Annotated in this window: 21 protein-coding genes; 20 read left to right on the top strand and 1 reads right to left on the bottom strand. The window is 64.0% G+C overall.

Annotated features, from left to right (window positions below):
- A partial coding sequence (locus OXG98_15660) for a cysteine hydrolase (protein ID MCY3773442.1) occupies positions 1-572 on the bottom strand: 572 nt, incomplete at its 3' end.
- A gap of 283 nt (positions 573-855) precedes the next feature.
- On the opposite strand from OXG98_15660, the gene OXG98_15655 reads away from it, so the two are divergent.
- The 20 genes from OXG98_15655 to OXG98_15560 all read left to right on the top strand — a co-directional run bounded on the left by OXG98_15655 (position 856) and on the right by OXG98_15560 (position 22,548).
- Positions 856-2,052 carry a phytanoyl-CoA dioxygenase family protein gene (locus OXG98_15655; GenBank protein MCY3773441.1) on the top strand — a complete coding sequence of 399 codons (1,197 nt, stop codon included), beginning with the start codon at positions 856-858 and terminating at the stop codon, positions 2,050-2,052.
- Between the two features lie 39 nt (positions 2,053-2,091).
- Positions 2,092-3,210: a hypothetical protein gene (locus OXG98_15650; protein ID MCY3773440.1), complete on the top strand. Its 1,119-nt coding sequence runs from the start codon at positions 2,092-2,094 to the stop codon at positions 3,208-3,210.
- A gap of 28 nt (positions 3,211-3,238) precedes the next feature.
- Positions 3,239-3,850 carry a hypothetical protein gene (locus tag OXG98_15645; GenBank protein MCY3773439.1) on the top strand — a complete coding sequence of 204 codons (612 nt, stop codon included), beginning with the start codon at positions 3,239-3,241 and terminating at the stop codon, positions 3,848-3,850.
- Positions 3,851-3,938: 88 nt separating this feature from the next.
- A complete protein-coding gene (locus tag OXG98_15640; GenBank protein MCY3773438.1) occupies positions 3,939-5,063 on the top strand; it encodes a mandelate racemase/muconate lactonizing enzyme family protein in 1,125 nt (374 codons plus the stop codon).
- A 69-nt stretch (positions 5,064-5,132) separates the two neighbouring features.
- Positions 5,133-5,879, top strand: coding sequence for a phytanoyl-CoA dioxygenase family protein (locus OXG98_15635; protein MCY3773437.1), 747 nt, complete (start codon positions 5,133-5,135; stop codon positions 5,877-5,879).
- Between the two features lie 23 nt (positions 5,880-5,902).
- Positions 5,903-6,895, top strand: coding sequence for a DUF523 and DUF1722 domain-containing protein (locus tag OXG98_15630; GenBank protein ID MCY3773436.1), 993 nt, complete (start codon positions 5,903-5,905; stop codon positions 6,893-6,895).
- A gap of 148 nt (positions 6,896-7,043) precedes the next feature.
- Positions 7,044-7,829: a phytanoyl-CoA dioxygenase family protein gene (locus OXG98_15625; protein MCY3773435.1), complete on the top strand. Its 786-nt coding sequence runs from the start codon at positions 7,044-7,046 to the stop codon at positions 7,827-7,829.
- A 14-nt stretch (positions 7,830-7,843) separates the two neighbouring features.
- On the top strand, positions 7,844-8,815 hold the full coding sequence (locus OXG98_15620; protein MCY3773434.1) for a lactate dehydrogenase: 972 nt from the start codon (positions 7,844-7,846) through the stop codon (positions 8,813-8,815).
- Positions 8,816-8,850: 35 nt separating this feature from the next.
- Positions 8,851-10,491, top strand: a complete 1,641-nt coding sequence (locus tag OXG98_15615) for a thiamine pyrophosphate-binding protein (GenBank protein MCY3773433.1) — start codon at positions 8,851-8,853, stop codon at positions 10,489-10,491.
- Between the two features lie 16 nt (positions 10,492-10,507).
- Positions 10,508-11,377, top strand: coding sequence for a hypothetical protein (locus tag OXG98_15610; protein MCY3773432.1), 870 nt, complete (start codon positions 10,508-10,510; stop codon positions 11,375-11,377).
- A gap of 21 nt (positions 11,378-11,398) precedes the next feature.
- Positions 11,399-12,154 carry a fumarylacetoacetate hydrolase family protein gene (locus OXG98_15605; protein ID MCY3773431.1) on the top strand — a complete coding sequence of 252 codons (756 nt, stop codon included), beginning with the start codon at positions 11,399-11,401 and terminating at the stop codon, positions 12,152-12,154.
- Positions 12,151-13,674: a 5-carboxymethyl-2-hydroxymuconate semialdehyde dehydrogenase gene (gene hpaE / locus OXG98_15600; GenBank protein ID MCY3773430.1), complete on the top strand. Its 1,524-nt coding sequence runs from the start codon at positions 12,151-12,153 to the stop codon at positions 13,672-13,674. Before OXG98_15605 ends, hpaE begins: the two co-directional genes overlap by 4 nt.
- A 119-nt stretch (positions 13,675-13,793) precedes the next feature.
- Positions 13,794-14,789 carry a 3,4-dihydroxyphenylacetate 2,3-dioxygenase gene (gene hpaD / locus OXG98_15595; GenBank protein ID MCY3773429.1) on the top strand — a complete coding sequence of 332 codons (996 nt, stop codon included), beginning with the start codon at positions 13,794-13,796 and terminating at the stop codon, positions 14,787-14,789.
- A 45-nt stretch (positions 14,790-14,834) separates the two neighbouring features.
- Positions 14,835-15,848 (top strand): amino acid permease, encoded by a 1,014-nt coding sequence (locus OXG98_15590; GenBank protein MCY3773428.1) that lies wholly within the window; start codon positions 14,835-14,837, stop codon positions 15,846-15,848.
- Positions 15,849-15,887: 39 nt separating this feature from the next.
- Positions 15,888-16,220 carry a hypothetical protein gene (locus tag OXG98_15585; GenBank protein MCY3773427.1) on the top strand — a complete coding sequence of 111 codons (333 nt, stop codon included), beginning with the start codon at positions 15,888-15,890 and terminating at the stop codon, positions 16,218-16,220.
- A gap of 8 nt (positions 16,221-16,228) precedes the next feature.
- Positions 16,229-17,638 carry a sulfatase-like hydrolase/transferase gene (locus OXG98_15580; GenBank protein ID MCY3773426.1) on the top strand — a complete coding sequence of 470 codons (1,410 nt, stop codon included), beginning with the start codon at positions 16,229-16,231 and terminating at the stop codon, positions 17,636-17,638.
- A 36-nt stretch (positions 17,639-17,674) separates the two neighbouring features.
- Positions 17,675-18,625, top strand: coding sequence for a phytanoyl-CoA dioxygenase family protein (locus tag OXG98_15575; protein ID MCY3773425.1), 951 nt, complete (start codon positions 17,675-17,677; stop codon positions 18,623-18,625).
- A 161-nt stretch (positions 18,626-18,786) separates the two neighbouring features.
- Positions 18,787-19,839: an amidohydrolase family protein gene (locus tag OXG98_15570; GenBank protein MCY3773424.1), complete on the top strand. Its 1,053-nt coding sequence runs from the start codon at positions 18,787-18,789 to the stop codon at positions 19,837-19,839.
- Between the two features lie 3 nt (positions 19,840-19,842).
- The gene (gene kynU / locus OXG98_15565; GenBank protein MCY3773423.1) at positions 19,843-21,120 is read left to right on the top strand and encodes a kynureninase; all 1,278 of its coding nucleotides are present in this window, start codon (positions 19,843-19,845) and stop codon (positions 21,118-21,120) included.
- A 51-nt stretch (positions 21,121-21,171) separates the two neighbouring features.
- Positions 21,172-22,548 carry an FAD-dependent monooxygenase gene (locus tag OXG98_15560; protein ID MCY3773422.1) on the top strand — a complete coding sequence of 459 codons (1,377 nt, stop codon included), beginning with the start codon at positions 21,172-21,174 and terminating at the stop codon, positions 22,546-22,548.
- Positions 22,549-22,676 lie beyond the last annotated feature (128 nt).

The raw sequence follows: 22,676 nt of genomic DNA, 5'->3' as shown, positions 1-22,676 counted from the left end.
GACTGGAAACGGACCATGACCGTTTCCAGTCTTTCGAGGGACGTCCGGTCGAAGACAAAAGGATAGTGGGCCAACGCCGCCGCGTGTTTGGCGGGATCGTCGGCGCAGCAGTCCTCGACGACGGCGGCCAGGAACCCCCGCTGCACCGCCGAAGCCGCCGTGAAAAGCACGCAGACGGAGGTTTCCAGTCCCGCAACCAGTATAAAGGATTTCCGCGCGCGCTGTAAATGGGTTAATAAGTCCTGTTGCTGGAAAGCGTCGAAGGTCCGCTTCCGGATGACGGGCTCGCCGGTCCGTTCGACGGCGCAGGGCAACGCATCGGCGCCCGGCGTTCCGCGGACGCAGGGCGTCTCCCCCTTGATCCGGTAAGGCGCCATCCAGTCCGTTCCGTCCGGTTCGAACTCCGCGCGCACATGCACGATATCGAGGTCCGACGATCGGCCATGTTCCAGCAGGCGTTCGATGTTCGACGGAAAATCCGGAAAGGCTTTCGCCGTCTCTTCAGGCCAGAAATCCCGCTGGACATCAATGAGCAACAGCACAAACCGGTGCCAGTCTTTCGGGTCAGCCATGGACACGCTTTCGACTGAAGGCGAAACGATGTACCTGGACTCGGTCCGGGCGGTGGTCGAACGTGTAATTCTGGTCCGTAATCTAATTTTACGACGGACTCCGGGCAAGACGAAATCCGCGTCCGGCGCGGTGGCAACGGGATGCCTGAAACCAAAAGACGGCAAACGGCAAACTTGTGCCTTCCCACCCTTGACATTCCTATGGGACGGTATAGATTGAACAATATCCCGTTATACGGCGCGGACATCGTTCCGCGTCGAAGCGTTTTATGGTAACCCTTACATGAATTTCGATCCTCGGCAACTGTTCGAAGACGGCTTCATCGTGCTTCGCGGGGTGGTACCCTCTGGCTGGCTCGATCCCCTGAGGGACAGCTTCGAGCGCATGGTGGAGCGGCAGAAGGAGATCTGGGCCCGGGAGCGAAAACCGGGAGAACCGCCCGGCGGGGAGTGGGAGACCAGCCACCAGCCCAGGCTTCACTTTGAAAGCCTCGTGGACGAGGACACGGCCAACACGATGGCCTTCTGCCTGCACGAGAACACCATGGGCGTCAGCCGGCGCATCATGGGCGCGGAAGCCGCGGGCAGCACGGGGTTCATGTTCATGTGCAACCCGGTGGACGACCGCGGACCGGCGGCGTGGCACCGGGACATACATCCCATCGACCAGGCACCGCTGCGGGGCCTTCAGGCGGACCTGCTGAACAACGCCCCCGGTTACCTCCAGTGGAATATCCCCCTGTACGACGACAACGTGCTCTGGGTCGTGCCGAAGAGTCATCAACGGGGGAACACGGCCGAAGAAAACCGCTGCCTGGCACAAAACCCCCGCGAGCCGCTGCCCGGCGGCGTGCAGGTGGAGCTGGACGCGGGTGACGGGGTCGTCTATACCAATACGATCCTGCACTGGGGGAGCGACTACAGCACCCGGCTGAGGCGTACCATACACCTGGGTTACCGGTCCTACGGCGGGCCGATCTTCCCCTATGTGAACAGGACCTTCAGGGACCTGGGCTTTATCGAATGCCTGCCCGCCGATTTACAGGCCGTATTCCGGGACATCAGGCGAAAATATGACGATGAGACCGACCTGATCGAGTCCATCTTCCGCGCCGCCATCGACCGGGACGAAGATGCCTTCCTGGAAGGCCTCGCCGCCCTGCACCCCGGCGAGGCCGGCCGAATCGTATGCGCCGTGCTCCTGTCCAAGATCGTCTACAAGATGAAGTTCGCCACCCATCCGGTCCGGCAGCACTACGGCAGCGACATCTCCCATGACGAAGACCTCAAGCCCCGGTTCACCGCCGGTGAACTGGACACGCTGTGGCGGCGTTTCGCGCCGCTGGACGAGAAGATGAAGTCCGACGCACTGCAGTACGTGCCGGGCTTCCAGTCGGATCCCATGCACTACCATTTCGAGGAAATGCCCGCCGGGCTGGGCATGGAAGCCTTCATGACGGAATGGCGGAAGAGCGCATAGACGCATAGATACGATCACCCGTCACCCGGGGAGACCACGATGAAGATCACGGCAGTTTCCGTATGGACGGTCGTCGTACCCACCATACCTGGCCGGGTACACAGCCCGGAATACGCGGAAAAGACAGGATGGGACGAGGTGCCCAAGCACATCATCCGGGTCGATACTGGCACCGAGTATTCCGGGATCGGAGAGACCGGTCGGGGTCTGTCCATCGAACAGGTCCGGGAAGGGGCGGGGCTGCTCATCGGCCGCGACCCCGAGGGAATCACGCCCCAGGACATCTTCGGGATACGCGGCGAACGGGCGGACGATGACATCTCGGTGGTCGCCGTATCAGTCTACGACGCCTACGAAATGGCCGTACTGGACCTGGTGGGGCGGGTCCGCGGGCTCCCCGTGCACACCCTCCTGGGCGGCGCGGTCCGGGACCGCGTCCGGGCCGACTACTGGATGGGCCACCAGACGCCTGAAGACGGCGCAAAGGCCGTGGGAAGGGGGCTGCGCCAAGGATTTACAGGCGTCAAAATCAAGTGCCGGCTCGAAGAACCCATGTACGAGCGTCTGAAGGCCATGCGCGACGTGGCGGGGCCGGAATTCAAGGTGACCGTGGACCCCAATGAGCGGTTCTACACGGCCGCCCAGGCCATCGAGCTGGCCGAGCAGCTCGAACCCCTGGGCAACGTGGAGGTATTCGAAGATCCCATTCCCAAGTCAGATATCGAGGGTTACGAAGAGATCCACCGGGCCATCCCCTTCCCCCTGGCCATGCATCTGGGGGACGGCCCGGGCGTGGTCAGGGCCCTGCAAGCCGACGCCGGCAGGGGCGTGGTCGACTGCGTGAATCTGGGCGGCAGCATGTTCGGCTTCCAGCGCAACGCGGCCACGGCCGCGGCCGCCGGGCTTCCCTGCTGGCACGGATCGGGCAATGACCTGGGTATTTCGGACACCTCTTTCGTGCACGCCGCCGCGGCGGCGCCGAACTGCACCATGGCCTCCGATTTCGTCGGCGGGTGGACCCGGGAGGACGATCTCATCGTCGAGCCCATTTCCTTTGTCGACGGCCACGTGGCCACACCCATGAAGCCGGGACTCGGATGCGACCTGGACTACGACGCGCTGCAGCGGTACACGCAGCAATACGAAGAATTGAACTGAAACCTGCGGAACCACGAAAGGAGCGTCCATGCGGTTGATCGCCGTGGGCTGCGAATACTCGGGAGTCACGACGCTGATAGACGGACTCTACGCCTGGGGAAACGAACGGGGCGTCCACCACCACCTCGACGACCATTTCACCATACCGGACGCGTACCACCTCGACGAAGAGGAGCAGCAGGGTTTCATCGACATGCTGCCGGCCATCAAGGAGCGGTTCCAACGGTTCCAGATCGTGTACCACGTCCGCCTGATGCACAAGTTCGATCACATTCTCCTCGGCGGGTTCCATATCGAGGAGATGGTGTACGGACCCCGGTACTACTATCCGGGGATCAATATCGCGGTACGGGAATACGAGCCGGACCTGCCCGGCGACGCCATCCTGGTCCATCTCCACGCCCGGACGGAGGTCATCCGGCGGCGCATGGAGACAAGCCCCCATCCCCGCCAACTAGTTCCGCCGGAGGACGTCGAACTCGTCCTGGACCGGTTCGAAGAGGAAGTCGCGCAGTCGTGGATACACCGGAAGTTCACCATAGACACGTCCGATCTCACGCCCGGAGCACTGCTGGACACGTTCCTGGAACGGTCGGTCCCCTATCTGAATACCCGGGACGCCCTGACCAGGATGCAATGACGCGCCGTTTCGCATACGGTTTCGCATACGGGGAGAACCGGCGCGCCGCATACCGGGGAAGACGGCGCGTCCCGAACGGGGAGAACAAATGAAAATCACACACGTGGGGGCCGTGCTGCTCCAGCCCATTCCCTGGGTGCTGGTCAAGGTGAGGACAGACGAGGGGCTGACCGGTGTTGGCGAGGCGTATCACGGCGCCGGCGTACACCAGATTGCCACCGACCCCAGACTGGTCGAACGAGCGCTCATCGGCCAGGACCCGCGGAACGTGGACAGGCTCTTCCACGACATGATGGGGTCCATGTCCGCCTCCGGTTTCTACCAGGGCGCGGTCATGAGCGCCATCAGCGGGATCGAAATGGCGCTGTGGGACATCACGGGACAGGCCTGCGGCGTGCCCATCTGGCAACTGCTCGGCGGCAAGTTCAGGGACCGCATCCGCATATACAACGATTGTCACGCGGGAGACGAAGAAACGCCGGAAGCCTATGCGGAGAAAGCCCGGGTCGTGGAAGCACGTGGCTTCGACGCCATCAAGTTCGACATCGATCCCCAGCCCTCGCGGCGGGACCGGTACAACCGGACCATCAGCAACCACGACGTGGCCTACTTCGTCGACGTCATCACCGCCCTGAGGGAGGCTCTGGACCCCAACACCGACCTGCTGATAGACGCCCACTGGAACTATGCGCCGGTGGATATCCTCAAGGTGGCCTACGCCATCGAGGATCTCAACCTGATGTGGCTGGAAGACCCGGTGCCGCCCGAAAACATCGAGGCCATGGCGAAAGTCACCCAGGCCACGCGCGTCCCCATCTGCACCGGGGAGAACTTCTATACGCGCCACGGCTTCCGGGACCTTATCGAAGGGCAGGCGGCGGACATCATATCGCCCGACCACGCCAAGGCGGGCGGACTGCTCGAAGGCCGCAAGATCGCCGACCTGGCCGACATGTACTACATTCCGATTTCGCCGCACAACATCTGCGGCCCCATCGGTACGATGGCCGTGTGCCACCTGTGCGCGGCGGTGCCCAATTTCCAGGTGCTTGAATTCCATCACCTGGACGACGACGTGTGGAACACGCTGACGGTGGAAAGGGACCTGATCCGGAACGGGCACATCGACCTGCCCACGAAGCCGGGCCTGGGCGTGACGCTGGACGAGGATACAGCCCGGCGCGCTACCCGGGAGGACCGGGGCTTCTTCTAAACACGTGCGATGCGCATCGTGTAATTGTTTCTTCGTGGTGAAATCCGCGTTGCGGCAAACTGGAGTACCATGGGATATGACGCCGAAATCGTCGGGCCGCGGATGAACCCGGACCTGACCCCCGAACTGGAACGAGAGGCCGCATTCTTCCGGAAGTGGGGCTATCTGATCGTGGAGGACGCCCTGACCCTCCGGCAGGTCGAGCAGCTCCGGGACGCGCTGGACGAGACCTTTGACCGGCGCGGCGAGGCATTTACCCACCAACTTCTGGAGGAGGACGAACGGTTCGCCTTCCTGCTGGACAACCCGCCCGTCCTGGATCGCATGAAGGCCATCCTGGGCAACTGCGTCCAGCTGCACAGCGCGACGGCGCGGGTCACGAAAACCGGCGAGCCGGACCAGAACTGGCACCGGGACATACCCTGGCCCAGGGATCCGGAGCCGCCGCCCTACGGCAACGAACCGGGTCAGATAAACTGCGGGTACTACCTCGACCAGCTGACCGTGGAGAACGGCCCCATCGTCATCGTGCCGGGCAGCCACGGGGCGCCGTTCAAGCCGCCGGAGACCCATGCCCGCTTTCCGGACGAGAAGCAGGTGCTGGCAAGGCCGGGACAGGCCGTCCTGTTCGACGGCTGGCTCTTTCACCGCGGGGCCGCCAACCAGTCGGACCGCAACCGCAGGGTCTGCCTGATGTGCTACCAGAACGCCTGGATGAAGTCCCGGGAACCCTTCGACGGTCTCCGGGTGACCGCCATGCGGGAAAAGGGAACCAGGGAACAGAAACTGCTGCTCGGCGCAATCGACCGCTGGTAGCGTAGCATGATGGACGCCCTGCCATGAGCGAGATGAGCGAAGTATCCATGATGGACATCCACCGGTTCGAACTGCCCGTACGCATCGGCATCTCGTCGTGCCTGCTCGGCGAGCGAGTCCGCTACGACGGCGGCCACAAGCGCGACGACTACCTGGTGGACGTGGTCGGCCGGTACGTGGAATGGGTCCCGGTCTGCCCGGAAGTGGAAGCGGGCATGGGCACGCCTCGGGAGACCGTGCAATTGACGGCGGTCGACGGCGGTGTCCGGATGCTGACGAAAGCCGGCGTCGATCACACCGACATGGTGGACTGGTTCGCCCGGCAGCGCGTGCAGTCCCTGGAGCAGGCGAAACTCAGCGGATACATCCTGAAAAGCCGGTCTCCCTCCTGCGGCATGGACCGGGTGCCCGTCGTCCAGCCGGGGGGCGCCGTCCTCAGGAACGGACGCGGGGTGTTCGCCCGGCGGCTGATGGAAGCCCTGCCCCATCTGCCCGTGGAGGAAGAGCAGCGGCTGAATAACCCGCGGGTCCGGGAGAACTTCATCAGCCGGGTCTTCGCCTGTTACCGCTGGCTGCAACTGGTCTCGAGGGGTCTGACCCGGGATTCGCTGATGAGCTACCACCGGGCCTACAAATACCTCCTCATGGCCCACAGCCAGGGGGGCACACGGCGTCTCGGCCGGCTGCTGGCCCGACCGGAGCGTTACGCCACCACCCACGAACTGGCGGACGCCTATCTGGGCGAATTCAACCGGGTCATGAAACGCACGCCTTCCCGGCGTAACCACACCAATGTGCTGCAGCACATGGCAGGGTTCGTTTCAGACCGGCTCGACGGCCGTACGCGTCGTGAACTGACCCGCATGATCCAGAAGTACCGCGAGGAACTCCTGCCCCTGATCGTTCCGGTCGTCATGCTGCGGCATTACGTCCGGGAGTTCGATATCACCTACCTGCAAGACCAGACCTACCTCCATCCCTTTCCGGGTGAGTTGATGCTGCTCAACCAGTTGTAGCACCGGTTCTGCCGCAGCCCATGCACGGGACGAACTCCTTGACCCGGATCACCGGGTGCGTTTTCTTAGGTTGATTGTTTTCGACCTCAGCAGCAGGATGTTTCCCGAGTCCGTTCCTTCAGCGGGTTGCCAGCGAGGACCGCCGGACATGCAGACGGAATCCTTACCTATCCAGCTCACCGGCGCGCAGATCGACCGGTTTCACGCCGATGGCTATCTCGTCGTCTCCGATCTCCTGACGGCGGACGAGGTGGCGGCGTTCCTGAGACACCAGGCCGACCCGGAATCGGAATCCCTGAGACAGGGACTCCGCACCCACCTGTCCGATCCGTACTGGCGCAGGCTCGCCACCCATCCCAACGTCGCGGGCGTCGCCGGCCAGATCCTGGGCGGCCGCCCTCGCATCGTGCAGACCATGTACATGGCCAAGGATCCGGCCAGGCCGGCCGAGGAACTGGGCGGGGCCGGCATCTCGCTTCACCAGGATTCCCACTATCTGCCGAACGAGCCCGATACTCTGATGGCCTGCTGGATCGCCATGAGCGATACCGATCCGGAGAACGGCGGTCTGTGCGTGGCGCCGGGCAGCCACCGGGACGCCCTGCGGGAAACGACCCTGAACACCAACCCTGAGCACGTAAGCTGGGTGAGTGAATACGGCATGCGATCGCCGGATGGCCGCGAATGGACCGAGAAACTCTACTCCTTCGACGTGGTCGGCATCGGGGAAGAGGACCTCGCCCGGTTGACGGTGCCGTGCGGCAGCGGCGTGTTCTTCACCAGCAGGACGGTACACGGTTCCTATGCCAACCGGTCCCGTACCCGGTCCCGCCTGGCCTTCGCCGTGCACTACGTGAAGGAGGGTACCTGGGTGTTCCGGACCGACGTGCAGGACACGACGCCGGTGGATCTCCTCGCGAAAGAGACCGGATGAGTTTGGGAAATCTCATGGAAAGACTGAACGTCATCCTGCTGCCCATGCGTCGCCTCTACACCCCCTGGTGCGAGAACATCAAGGCGGCCATCGGGGACCGGCACGACCTGAAGGAACTCGACGACGACCGGCCCCTGGCGCCGCAGTTCGCCGGCATGGACGTGGTGATCGACCAGGGCGGAAGCCGGGGCACGCGGGAAATGATGGACGCCGCGACCGACTGCCGGCTGTGGCAGATCGTGGGGACGGGATTCGACCATTTCGACCTGGCTTATATCAAGACCAAAGGCATCCCGACGGCCAATACGCCGGGTCTTTTCAGCGACGTCGCCCTGGCCGAGACGGCCATGATGTTCATCATCATGCTGTCGCGGCGTTACCAGGAAGCGGCGGACAATTTCAGCGCGGCCCGCATGTACGATCCGATCGGTTACGAGCTGGAGAATCAGACACTGGGCATCGTGGGATTCGGTGCGAGCGGCCAGGCCCTGGCCCGTCGGGCCAAACCTTTCGGCATGAAGATCATGGGCATCGACGTCCGCGAAATTGAGTCTGAAGTCCTCGACGACATACAGCCGGAATTCATGGGTACGCCGGACGATCTCGACCGGGTCGTGGCCGAATGCGACTTCCTGTCCCTCCACCTGCACCTGAACGACGAAACCCGGCATATCATCGACGCCCGGCAGCTGGGTCGCATGAAGCGGACGGCGGCCATCATCAACGTAGCCCGCGGCGCCCTGGTGGATGAAACGGCTCTCTACGAGGCGCTGGTATCCGGGAAGATCGGGGGCGCCGGTCTCGACGTATTCGCCCAGGACCCCCCGGACCCGCCGCTTCCCGTCTACCAGTTGCCCAACGTGGTGGCTACCCCGCACATCGCCGGTGTGACGGACGGCACCGCCCGGCGCCGGGCCGCCGCGGCCGCGGAGAACACGGATCGGATCGCACGGGGCGTGGAGCCCCTGTACCGGATCGACCTGTGACCGCCCGCGCGGCCGTGCCCGCCCCCTCGTCTTCCATGGATGAAATGACCACCGCCGAAGCGATCGTCCGGACCCTCGTTTCTCACGGGACCGATACGGTTTTCGGGCTGCCGGGCGTGCAGAACGACGCGCTGTACAACGCGTTCTACGACCACCGCGACCGTATCCGGGTCATTCACACCCGCCACGAACAGGGCGCGGCCTACATGGCCCTGGGATACGCCCTCTCGACAGACCGGGCCGGCGTCTACAACGTGGTTCCGGGACCGGGGTTCCTCAACAGCACCGCCGCCCTGTGCACGGCTTACGCCACCAACGCGAAGGTCCTGTGCCTGACCGGGGAGATCCCCTCCCGGTTCATCGGACGGGAAGTGGGCCAGCTTCACGAAATAAACGATCAATTACGGGTGCTTCGTTCCCTGACCAAGTGGTCCGCCCGCGTCACGGGACCTGCCGAAGCGCCCGCCAGGACGGCCGAAGCCCTGCGGCAGTTGAATTCGGGCAGGCCCCGTCCCGTGGGCCTGGAATGCCCCTGGGACGCGCTGGCGGCCGAAGGAAAGGTGGATCGGATTCCCGGCCCGCTGCCCATCGCGCCGGTCCCGGTAGATGCGGAGGCGCTCGAAACGGCCGCACGCATCCTCGGACGGGCCGAGAACCCCATGATCTTCGTGGGCCGCGGGGCCATGAACGTGTCCGAAGAGGTTCGCCAGCTCGCGGAAATGCTCCAGGCGCCGGTGATCGGGTACCGGACGGGCCGGGGGGTACTGGACAGCCGCCACTACCTCAGCCACACCAACCCCACGGGACACAGGTTGTGGCCGAAGGTGGACGTGGCGCTGGCCGTGGGCTCCCGCCTCGAGATACCCCAGCTGAACTGGGGCGTGGACGAGAACCTGACGATCGTTCGCATCGACGCGGACCGTTCGGCCCACGACCGGATCGCCATGCCGGACCTGCCCATCACGGCGCGAACCGAGAATGCCATGCCCCTGCTGATTCCCCTGGTCGAGAAATACAACCGGCGCCGCGCATCCCGAAAGGACGAAATGCTGACCCTGAAAGCGGAAACGGCGGCCATGCTGGCGTCTCTGGAACCCCAGATCGCCTATCTCGGAGTCATCCGGGAAGAACTGGGCGAGGACGGCCTGTTCGTGGAAGAGCTGACCCAGGTCGGCTATGCCAGCCGGCAGGTGATGCCGGTGTACAAGCCCTATACGTTCATCTCCACCGGTTACCAGGGCACCCTGGGCTGGGGCTTTCCCACGGCCCTGGGCGTCAAGGTCGCCCACCCGGAAAAACCGGTCATCTCCATCGCCGGAGACGGTGGCTTCATGTTCGGCGTGCAGGAGCTGGCCACGGCGGTGCAGCATCAAATCGCCCTGGTCACGGTCGTTTTCAACGACAATGCCTACGGAAACGTGAAACGCATGCAGAAGACCCTGTACGGCAACCGGGTCATCGCGTCAGACCTGCGAAACCCCGATTTCGCAAAACTGGCGGAATCGTTCGGCGCCAGGGGGCTGCGAGCGCGTACGCCCGACGAACTGCGCGGGGCGATCCGCGAGGGGTTCAAGGAAGAGGGGCCGACCCTGGTGGAGGTCCCCGTGGGCGAGATGCCCGACGTCGACCGGTTCAAGCGAGGCCACCGGGTGAGAGGAGGAGGCGGGGACGCGTAGGGCGGTCCTGATCGGCATGCTTCTGATTCCCGAAGACAGCGGACTGTCCCAGACCCTGCAGCGCCTGGTGGACGACCGCAAGATGGTCTTTCTCGCCGGATTGCCGGGCACCGGGAAAAGCCTGTTGCTGCAGCAACTCGCCATCATGGCCGGCGACCGCGGCCGGACGCCGCACCTCCTCCAGTGGGATGTCTGCCGGCTGCCCTTCTTGACAAACGCCCACGTGAAGGAACATTATCACGAAGAGGACGGGATAACCCATGCCGGCGTCCGGAAGGCGGTCGGTCTGTGGTCCCGGCGCGCGGTGGGAAACTGGGCGGAAGCGCATCGCGGCGACCGGGATATCCTCATCGGCGAGGTCCCGATCATCGGCAACCGGCTGGTCGAACTGATCCGCAGGGAGCCGGACCGGGTCGAACCCCTGCTGGCCGACGAGCACTATACATATTTCGGCATTCCTACGCCTTCCCGGCAGGTAAGGAAACTCATCGAAGCGCAACGCGAAGCGCGGAGTGCCCGTCCCCTGCACGAACGGGAGAAGGGCGATGCCCGGCCCGGAATCATGTACGCGTTGTGGGAGGACCTGTGCGCGGTGGCCCTGCGATTCGGGCTGGTCGATGAAGAGAAGGATGGCAGGACGATCGAATACGACCCCGACCTGTACTGCGACACCTATTCCGTCCTGCTCAGGCGCCGGCCCGCGGTCCGGATCGACCTGGACATGCCCCTTTCCACGGAAGGCCGGTCGGTCTACGATCTCTCCGCCGGACAAAGGGACCTCGTTCCGACGGCGACAGAGGTGGAAACCGCGATACAGGACATGGAAGAACACTTTCCCGATCCCGATCAGCTGAATCGCTGCGTCGATCGGTGGTACGAAGTATAACGGATGTAACGGAGCGATTTTATGAAAACTGCGCGTTTCGCCTGCAACGGCCAGGTCCTCGAGGCCGTCTACGAGAACGGACAACTCATGGTGGGCACGGTCGCCTATGACCCGGAGGACGTCATGTTCCTGCCTCCGGTGGCCCATACGAGCAAGGCCATCGGCGTCGCGCTGGGTTACACCGAGCACGCGAAGGAACTGAACCTGGACCTGCCCGAGGAACCCATCCTGTTCAACAAGATGCCCCAGACCTTCATCGGACACCGTGCCAAAATCGTCGTCCCCCCGGAATTCGACTACCTGCATTACGAATGCGAACTCGTCGCCGTGATCGGCCGGCCGGCCCGGAAGGTAAAGGCCGTACAGGCCCTGGACTACGTGGGCGGCTATACCATCGGAAACGACCTGACGATCCGGGATTTCGTGAGCAACTACTTCCGGCCGCCGATCAAGGCGAAGGGATTCGATACCTTCGGTCCGCTCGGCCCCTATCTGACCACCGCGGACGAGATCGATCCCACCGACGTGCACCTGCGCACCTATGTAAACGGGGAACTGCGCCAGGAAGGCTGGTCCGGCGACCTGCGCCACAGCATCGCCGAGTTGATCGAGTACATCACCGCCTACATGACCCTGAACCCGGGGGACATGATCTGGTCGGGCACGCCGGACGGCATTTCCCACATCCACGCGGGCGACCGGCTCCGGCTGGAAGTGGACGGACTGGGCGCGCTGGAAAACGACGTGGTGGCCAGTCTCGAGGAGCGTGCATCATAGCCAGCGAAAAGCACCCGAACCAGGTCAAGGCGGAAGGATTCCTCACCCGGTTCCGCGAAACGGGCATAGGCCACCTCATCGGCGGCTCGTCCGTGCCATCCGCCAGCGGTGATACGTTCGAGAACGCCACGCCCATCGACAATACCGCGCTTTGCACCGTCGCGCACGGCGCGGCGGAGGAGATCGATGACGCGGCCCGCACGGCGACGGCCGCCTTCAGGGACTGGCGGGATACGACCGGGGCCGAGAGAAAACGCCTGCTGCACCGGGTTGCCGACCTGATCGATAAAAACGGCGAAGAGATCGCCCTGCTGGAGACCTTCGATACCGGCCAGCCCATACGCTTCATGTCCAAGGCCGCGGCACGCGCCGCCGAGAACTTCCGGTTCTTCGCGGACCGCGCCGAAAGCGCCTCGGACGGCCTGTCGCTGCCGGCGGCCGGACACCTGAATTATACGCTGAGGCAACCCATCGGACCGGTGGGCGTCATCACGCCCTGGAACACGCCCTTCATGCTCAGCACGTGGAAGATGGCGCCCGCGCTGGCGGCCGGCTGCACAGTCGTGCACAAACCCGCGGAATGGAGCCCGGTCACGGCCATGCGCCTGGCCGAGTTGGTCCACGAGGCGGGTGTTCCGCCGGGCGTGGTCAACGTAGTCAACGGCATCGGCGAGACCACGGGAAGGTCGCTTACCGCGCACCCGGATATCAAGGCTATCGGCTTCGTGGGAGACACGCGGACCGGCCGGGCGATCATGAGCCAGGGCGCGGAGACCCTCAAACGGGTGCATTTCGAACTGGGCGGCAAGAACCCGGTCGTCGTCTTCGCCGACGCGGACCTGGAACGCGCCCTGGACGCCGCGGTGTTCATGATCTACAGCCTCAACGGCGAGCGGTGCACCTCGGGCAGCCGCCTGCTGGTGGAGCGGTCCATTTACGGTCCATTTATCGATCGGCTCGCCGAACGCGTGAAGTGTGTCCGTATTGGAAATCCCTTCGACCCGGAGACTGAGCTGGGCCCCATGATCCATCCGTTTCATCTCGAGAAGGTGCTGGGCTACGTGTCAGCCGGGCGAGAGGAAGGCGCCACCCTGGTGGCCGGAGGCGGCAGGCCGGTCAATGAAAGATCGGGGAACTACTTCGAGGCCACGCTTTTCGGGGATGCCGACCGGTCCATGCGTATCGCCCGGGAGGAGGTTTTCGGCCCCTTTCTCACCGCTATCCCCTTCGACACGGAAGCAGAAGCCCTCGACATCGCCAACGACATCGACTATGGCCTGGCCGCTTATCTCTGGACGCGCGACGTCACCCGGGCCCATGCCTTCGCCCAGCGCCTCGAAGCGGGCATGGTCTGGGTGAATTCGGAGAACGTGCGCCATCTGCCCACGCCCTTCGGCGGCATGAAGTCGAGCGGGATCGGCCGGGACGGGGGCGACTACAGCTTCGACTTCTACATGGAAACGAAGAACATCGACATCGCCCTCGAACACCACCCCGTACCGAAACTGGGCAAGCGTTGAGCCGTGGAGGGGAGACTGCGTGTTGCGGGACGTCGCCGGAAGCCAAAAGCCATCGCTCGCCTTTATGATGAGGCGCCCTTGAAATCCATGCGTAGGAGTACCGAGCAAGAGGACGAATCGTGGCCATTCCCGAAGCGAACCCTTCCCCGCCCTTCAACATCGTCCGCGCCAGCCACGCGGAGTGGGGCGTGACGGACCTGGACTACGCCCGCGACTTCTATATCGACCTGCTGGGGTACGTCTGCGAGGACGACGCGGGTGACACGCTATATCTTCGCGGCATGGAGGAACGCAACCACCATTCGCTGATCCTTACGAAGGCGGACGAGCCGGTCGCGCACCGCATCGCCTTCAAGGTCGCCGGAGATTCCGACCTGGACCGGGCCGAGGCGTTCTACAACGAGGCCGGATGCCCCACGGCTTTCGTTGACCGGTACGCCCAGGGCCGTACGCTGCAAGTGGACGATCCCTTCGGCGTTCCCCTGGAGTTCTACCACGAAATGGAGCGGCGGGACCTGCTGCTTCAGGAGTACCACCGGTACCGCGGCGCCCATATCCAGCGTATCGACCATTTCAACCTGTTTTCCCATGACGTGAACGGGATGACGGCCTTTTACGCCGAGTCGCTCGGATTCCGGCCGACGGAGGTGACCGTGGCCGACATCGGAGACGAGGATTCCGACCTCTGGGCTACCTGGCTGCACCGTCGGGGGGGCGTCCACGACATTGCCTTCACCAACGGACTGGGGCCGCGCCTGCATCACATCGGGGTCTACGTGCCCACGGCCATGGACATCATCCACTTCTGCGACCGCCTGGCCAGTTCGGAACACCGCGACGCTTTCGAGCGGGGACCGGGACGCCACGGGATCTCGAACGCCTTCTTCCTGTACCTGTTCGACCGGGACGGCCACCGGATCGAGCTGTTCACGGGAGACTACGTCACCGTCGACCCGGATCATCCCGCGCGGATCTGGGACCTGAAGGACACCCGGCGGCAGACCCTGTGGGGACAGGCCGCCCCGCGGTCCTGGTTCGAGCACGGCACCCGTTTTTACGGTGTGAATCCGGTGCCTTCACAGCTCGAAGCCGCACCGATCATTGCGCCTGAATAAACCACAGTTGATGAACATCCAGACCGTATTCCAACGGGAGCTCTCATGTCACATACTCATGACGACGAACTCGTAGAGGAGATACTGCCGGCAGGCCAGCCCCGGCTGCTCCGGGTACTGACCGCAAAAACCGGTACGGCGGTGATTATCGGTGCGATCATCGGATCGGGCATCTTCATGGTACCGAGCACGGTGGCCTCGCAGGTCGGCTCGCCCTCGCTCAGCCTGTTCGTGTGGATCATCGGCGGCGTGCTCGCCCTGGCGGGCGCCCTGTGCTACGCGGAACTCGGCGCGGCCATACCGAGGAGCGGAGGCACCTATGCCTTCCTCCGGCGGGCCTACAACACGGACCTGATCGCCTTTCTTTTCGGATGGGCATTTCTCTTCATCATTATTACGGGCGCCATGGGCGCCGTGGCCACCGTTTTCGCCCGGTACGCCGGTGGACTCTTCGGCATAGAAGATCTCTGGACCGAACGGTGGATGGCCGTGGGATGCATACTGTTCCTGACCTTGGTCAACTGCCTGGGCGTCAAGCTTGGTGGGTCGGTTCAGAACGTGTTCGCCTTCATCAAAGTCGGCGCCGTCCTGGCCGTCATCCTGCTCGGGTTCTCCCTGGCATCAGGCTCGGAGGTCTCCTGGACCCCGCTGGTGCAGGAGAAAACGGGAACCGCGCTTCTGGGCGGCCTGAGCCTTGCGATTCTGGGGGCGCTGTTCGCCTACAACGGCTGGTTCTTCGTGACGTTCATTGCGACCGAAATCAAGGACCCGGCACGGAGCATTCCGCGGGCGATTTTTGCCGCGCTGGCCATCGTGGCCACGGTCTACATCCTGGCCAATGTCGTATACCTGACGGTCCTGTCCTTCGAGGAACTTCAGGCATCCCGCCGGCCGGCCGCCGATACCCTCCAGGCCCTGGTGGGACCAACCGGGGCAATGGCCATTTCGGCGGCGATCATGCTGACGACTTTCGGAACGGTCAATGCCCAGCTGATGGTGGCGCCCAGAGTCTATCACGCCATGGCGAATCACGAGATCTTCTTCCGGGGGTGCCAGTAGTTACGCCCGCGATTCAGGACCCCGGTTGTTTCCATTGTCATGCAGGGGCTGTGGGCTTCGGTTTTCGCGCTGACCGGCACCTTCGTCGAGATCGTGAGTTTCGCCATGTTCTACACCTACGTGTTTCTGACGCTGGCGGTTATCGGTCTCATCATACTGCGGAGGAAGGAACCGGACCTGCACCGGCCATACCGTGTGTGGGGGTATCCCGTGACCCCTGTCCTGTTCCTCTTGATAGCCGCGGGCGTTCTGGTCAACGCCTTAATCGGCGACTACACGCGACCGTTGCTGGGCCTCCTGATCCTGGCCATCGGTCTGCCCTTCTATTTCTACTGGAAAAGACAGCAGCGTGCGAATCCGACGGGAGGCTAAGAGGATCCATGCCTCGACCACACATCATCTACATTCTGTCCGACGAGCACGCGGGACAGGCCATGGGCCACGCGGGCGATCCCAACCTGCGGACCCCCAACATGGACCGCATGGCCGCGGAGGGGGTGAGTTTCGCGCGCGCCCGGGCCAACTGTCCCGTGTGCACGCCTTCGCGGGGCACCATATTCTCGGGCCGCCACGCCCACGCCGGCCCGGTGCAGGGATTTCACGACGTGTACAAGCCGGCGTCGCCGAGCACGGCAACCATACTTCGTGAAGCCGGTTATCACACCGCCTATTTCGGCAAGTGGCACTGCGGGACGGTGCGCGACCAGATCCCCCCGGAGGTGCGGCGCGACCCCGGCTACTATGACCTCAAAGCGGCGCCGCGCACGCCGGAGTTCCACCGGGGCGGTTTCCAGGACTGGTACGGATTCGAGATGAACAACGCACCGTTCAAGGGATTTTACTACCGGGAAAGCGACGTCGATCCCACGCGCATGCCGGGCTACCAGACCGACGCATTGACCGACATGGCCATCGCGTACCTGCAGGACTACGACGGGGACCGGCCGCTCTTTCTCGTCCTCAGCGTGGAGCCGCCCCACTGGCCCCTCGAAGCGCCGGATGCCTGCATGCGGTTCGATCCGCCGTCCCTGAAGACCCGCCCGAATTTCGGCGGCAACCCCGGTCTCCGGGAGCGCCTCGCGGCGTATTACGCCATGATCGAAAACCTGGACGGGAACATCGGCCGAATGCTCGACGCGTTGGGGGAAATCGACGGATTTCGGGATAACACGATTACGGTGTATTTTTCAGATCACGGCGACTTCATGGGAAGCCACGGCCAGATGGAGGACAAGGGGCATCCCCACGAGGAGTCCGTCCGGGTACCCGCGATCTTTCACGGGCCCGGGATCGTCGCGCCCCAGGGTGCGCGGCTGGACCCGTTCAGTCTGGTGGACATGGCGCCCACGACCCTGGGCCTGGCGGGGATGCCCGTGCCCGAACACATGCAGGGCGCCGACTACTCCCCGGCCTGCAAGGGCGGGGACTTCGAAGGCCCCGGCGATGTGCTGCTCGAAATGGTGGGAGCTCCCAGAGTGCATTTCGACTATGCGGACTGGCGCGGTCTGGCCACGGACCGATGGAAGTACGCCTTCTACGAGACCGGGCACGAACTGCTCTTCGACCTGTGGGAGGACCCTTACGAATCGCGGAACCTGGCGGACGCGAATCCGGCCGTCCTGACGGATATGCGGTCACGCCTGCTGGAACTGCTGAAAATCACGCGGGAACCTTACTTCGACGTCATCGTCAGGCACGGGGTCCGTCCCGACGGCCCCGCCCTGAACATATCCCGGCGAAGACGGGAGGGCATCGCGCCATCCTGGGGCGACCTCATACGCAACGCCTGACGCGAACGTATCCTGCCCAATCCAGGGGGGAACGACATGCTGGAACAGTTTCAACGCGACGGCTACATCCTCGTTCCTGATGTCTTCAGCGCCGAAGAAATGGACGCCGCGCTGGAAGCCATGGAGCGGAATTTCTACGGCAAATCCTATACGTCCTGGCTCGGGGACTTCGAACGCGGCGAACAGGGATCCGTGGGAGACGGGTTCACCACGAAGCAGGACGAAGTGGTGGGAAGATCCCAGTTCCCCGTCGGCGATCCGGCGCTCGACCGGCTCGTCGAGAACGACCGTTACCTCGATCTCTTCGAGCTGTTCCTGGGCGACCGGCCCAGCTATTGCAACGCCCACCTCTTCATGCGCACGGGACCGGTGGACGAGCGGTATCCCGACGAAACATGGAGCGGATATCACGTCGACCACAACACCAACTGCGTCCTTCCTCCGTCCATGGACGCCGGGCGATTCTCGTATGTCAACTCCGGCGTGTACCTCCATGACGTCGACGACGACGGCGCGCCCATGCTGCTTGTTCCGGGGTCGCACACGCGGGCGGCCGAGGTTTTCGCCGAGGGATGGGCTACGGGCAACATGGCCAGCGTCAGCCACGTCCGCGACATCCGCAAGGCAGGCCTGCAAGATCCGGTCCCGGCCGTGGGCACGAGGGGAACCGCGGCCTTCTATTCGTCCTACCTGCTCCACTCGGCGCAACCCTTTCAAAACAAGAAAAAGCAACGGGCGTTCTGGACCCTTTCCATGTGCCGCCGCGACGCCGACCGATGGACCCGGTTTGCGAACCCCTTCATCTACGGCGAGCGGGAGTACATGCTTCCCTTCATCACGCAGACGACGCCCCGCGTGCGATCGCTGTTCGGCTGGCCCGAACCCGGTCACCCGTACTACACGGCACAGACGCTGGGCCTTCTTGCACAGGCCTTTCCGGGTATCGACCTGGCCCCCTATCGCGATGCGCCGTCCCGGGCATCATGACCTTGACAATAACGCGCGTTACCCGTTATCCTGATTCTGCATAGACCTTATCCTGATTCTGCATAGACCGTTCCTTTCCGAACAGGGGACGCGTCGCCGTAATACGCTTCGGGAAGGCGGTCCGGACGTCCCGCCGCCGCCCCGCAACTTCTCCTGGAACCATGTGCGACTACACCGGCCCCGGCTCCATACCCAAGATCGACATCCATACCCATATCCTGCCCGAAAACTGGCCCGATCTGCACAAGCGGTACGGGTACGGCGGGTTCGTCGAACTGGACCATTACCGGCCGGGATGCGCGCGCATGATGATCGACGGCAGGCAGTTCCGCGAAATCCAGGCCAACTCGTGGGATCCGCCGACCCGGATCGGAGAATGCGACGACGCCGGCGTGCACGTCCAGGTTCTCTCCACCGTCCCGGTGATGTTCAGCTACTGGGCGCAGCCGGCGGACGCGCTGGACCTTTCCCGCATGCTCAACGACCATATCGCCGAGGTAACCCGCACCTGGCCCCGGCGGTTCATCGGCCTGGGGACCGTGCCCATGCAGGCGCCCGACCTGGCCATCCGGGAAATGGAACGGTGCGTCCGGGAACTGGGACTGTCCGGCATTGAGATCGGGACCCATATCAACGGGAACAACCTGAGCGAACCCCACCTGTTTCCGGTATTCGAAGCGGCGGCTGAACTGGGCGCGGCGGTGTTCATCCACCCTTGGGACGTCAGGGGGCAGGAGACCATGGAGAAGTACTGGGTGCCCTGGCTGGTTGGCATGCCCGCTGAGACCTCACGGGCTATCTGTTCCATGATTTTCGGCGGGGTGCTCGAGCGCCTGCCCGACCTGCGCGTGGCCTTTGCCCACGGCGGCGGGTCCTTTCCCGCGACCATCGGGCGAATCGACTACGGGTTCAAGATCCGCCCCGACCTGTGCGCGGTGGACAACGACGTGCTGCCGAGCGACTACCTGGGCCGGTTCTACCTGGATTCCCTCGTACACGACAGCCGCATCCTGGACTACCTGATCCACCTCATCGGGCCGGACCACCTCGCCCTGGGATCGGACTATCCCTTCCCCCTCGGCGAAGCGGTGCCGGGCAAGATGATCGAATCCATGAGCCACCTGGACGATGACGTCAAGTCCCGGCTGCTTTACCGCTCCGCGCTCAACTGGTTGAACCTGGAAGCAGACCGGTTTTTCGGTGGGAACGTTTAGCCCATGGATGATCGCCTCGATTTCCGCATGAGCGCCGCCGACATGGACGCCGGGGACGAACTATCGTCCTTCCGGCCGCGCTTTCATTTTCCGCGGACCGAATACGGAGCGGATACCGTCTACCTGGTCGGCCATTCGCTGGGACTCCAGCCGAAAGCCGCCCGGGACTACGTGGACCGGGAGCTCGAAGCCTGGCGAAGGCTGGGGGTCGAGGGGCATTTCGAGGGAGACAACCCCTGGATGCCCTACCACGAAGCGTTGACGGAACCGCTGGCCCGGCTCGCCGGCGCCCTGCCCGGCGAAGTCGTGGCCATGAATACCCTCACGGTGAACCTGCACCTGATGCTGGTCTCATTCTATCGTCCCACCCCGGAAAGACACCGGATCCTCATCGAAGACGCCGCATTCCCGTCAGACCAGTACGCCGTCGCTTCGCAGTCCGCCTGGCACGGCTACGATCCCGCCGAAAGCGTGATCGAGCTGCGGCCCCGGGAGGGGGAAGACGCCATCCGTACCGGGGACGTCGAAGAACTGCTCGAACGGGAGGGCGAGACCATCGCCCTGGTCTTCCTCGGCGGGGTGAACTACCTCACCGGACAGGCCTTCGACATGGAACGGATCACCGAGGCGGGCCGCCGGCAGGGGTGCGTCGTGGGATACGACCTCGCCCACGCCATGGGCAACCTGGAACTGCGGCTGCACGACTGGGACGTCGACTTCGCCGTCTGGTGTTCCTACAAGTATTTGAACGGCGGTCCCGGCTGCGTGGGCGGGTGCTTCGTCCACGAACGGCACGGACGAAGAGGCGACCTGCCCCGGTTCGCCGGATGGTGGGGGCACGACAAGTCGACCCGGTTCTGGATGCCTTCGGTCTTTGAGGCGACTCCGGGGGCGGAAGGCTGGCAACTCAGCAATCCGCCCATCCTCCCGCTGGCGGCGCTGCGCGCCTCGCTGGAGCTCTTCGACGAGGCGGGTATGGACCGGCTTCGCGCAAAGAGCAGACGATTGACCGGGTACCTGGTTCACCTGCTTCGGACCCGCTTCCCGGATGGCCCGTCCATTATCTCGCCGGCGGACCCGGAGCAGCGCGGATGCCAGATCTCATTCAGGACGGGGCCGGAAGGGCGCCGCGTGCACCGGCACCTGGCGGAGCACGGCATCTGGTGCGACTGGCGCGAGCCCGACGTGATCCGCGTCGCCCCCGTGCCGCTGTACAACAGCTATTCGGATATTCATCGTTTCGTGGAGGTCATGGCGGAAGGGATGGGATCGGCCGGTTGACCTTCATGCTGTCCCGGGTTTATTCCGGTCCCGAGCCGTGAGAGGGAGCCGATGGGTGTCAAGCGGGAGACCATAACCCTGGTGGGCGCGGGTCTTGCCGGATCCCTGCTGGCGGTCTTTCTCGCCCGGCGGGGATTCCGCGTCGAGGTGTATGAAAAGCGGCACGATATCCGGCGGGAGTCATCCGGCACCGGCCAGGCCGGCCAGGCCGGCCGCTCGATCAATCTGGCCATGTCCGCCCGGGGGCTCCATGCCCTGGGCCAGGTCGGCCTGAAGGACGAAGTCCTCGGCATGGCCATTCCCATGACGGGCCGGCTGATCCATCCCGTGGACGGCGACCAGGTCCTTCAGCCCTACGGCCAGCGGGACGACGAGGTCATCTACTCCGTCTCCCGCGGCGAACTGAACCGCGTCCTGGTAAGCGCCGCGGAGCGGCAGGACGGCGTGCGGCTTCACTTCAACGCCCGGTGCACCGGGTTGGAATTCCGTACCGGCGTGCTGTACGTCCGCGACGACGCGACCAATCATGTCCACTCGCTCCGCCCGCGGCGGATCATCGGCGTGGACGGCTCTGCATCGGCCATTCGGGCCGCCATGATGAATGTGGGGCGGTTCGATCTCTCCCAGCAGTACCTGACCCACGGGTACAAGGAACTGACCATTCCCGCCGGACCGGACGGCGCTTACCGGATGGAGCCCAACGCCCTCCACATCTGGCCGCGGGGCCTGTACATGCTTATCGCGCTGCCTAACATGGACGGGAGCTTTACCTGTACCCTCTTCTTTCCCCATGAAGGCGAGTACAGCTTCGCCAGTCTCCTGGACCCGCACCAGGTACGGGACTTTTTCTCCAGGCAGTTCCCCGATGCGACGGCGCTGATGCCCGATCTGGCCACCCTGTACCGCAACAATCCCACGGGCTCCCTGGTCACGCTCAAGTGCTTCCCCTGGCACTACCGCGACCGGGTCCTGCTCCTCGGCGACGCCGCTCATGCCATCGTGCCGTTCTTCGGCCAGGGGATGAACTGCGCTTTCGAAGACTGTACCGTCCTCGACGAATGTATCGAGGCACACTGGCCGGACTGGGGAACGATATTCGAATCCTTCGGCCGCCACAGGAAGGAAAACACGGATGCCATCGCCGATATGGCGCTGGCCAACTACGTCGAGATGCGCGACCTCGTAAGCGACCCCGGCTTTCAGTTGCGGCAGAAGGTGGGTTTCCTCCTGGAGCAGAAGTACCCCGACCTGTTCATCCCGCGGTACTCCATGGTGTCGTTCCACCGGTTTCCCTACAGCGAGGCGCTGCACCGCGGTGAAGTCCAGGACGGCATCCTGCGGGAGCTCTGCGCTTCCATCTCTTCGGAAGACCAGGTCGACTGGAACAGGGCGAACCGCCTGGTCAGGGAGCGGCTCGGCGCCCACTGACCGAAGCATTCATCACAGCAAGTCTGTCCGGCCGGCGGCGCAACGGTCAGCGAGCGGCTCGGCGCCCACCGACCGAAGCATGGCGGTACGCGGGAAAAGGCCTTGACGCGCGGTGCCCGGCGGCTTGA

Source organism: Gemmatimonadota bacterium (assembly GCA_026706345.1).
Taxonomy (GTDB): Bacteria; JAAXHH01; JAAXHH01; order JAAXHH01; family JAAXHH01; genus JAAXHH01.
Note: the sequence above shows the minus strand (reverse complement) of the source record. Positions and strands in the feature narration are given on the sequence as shown.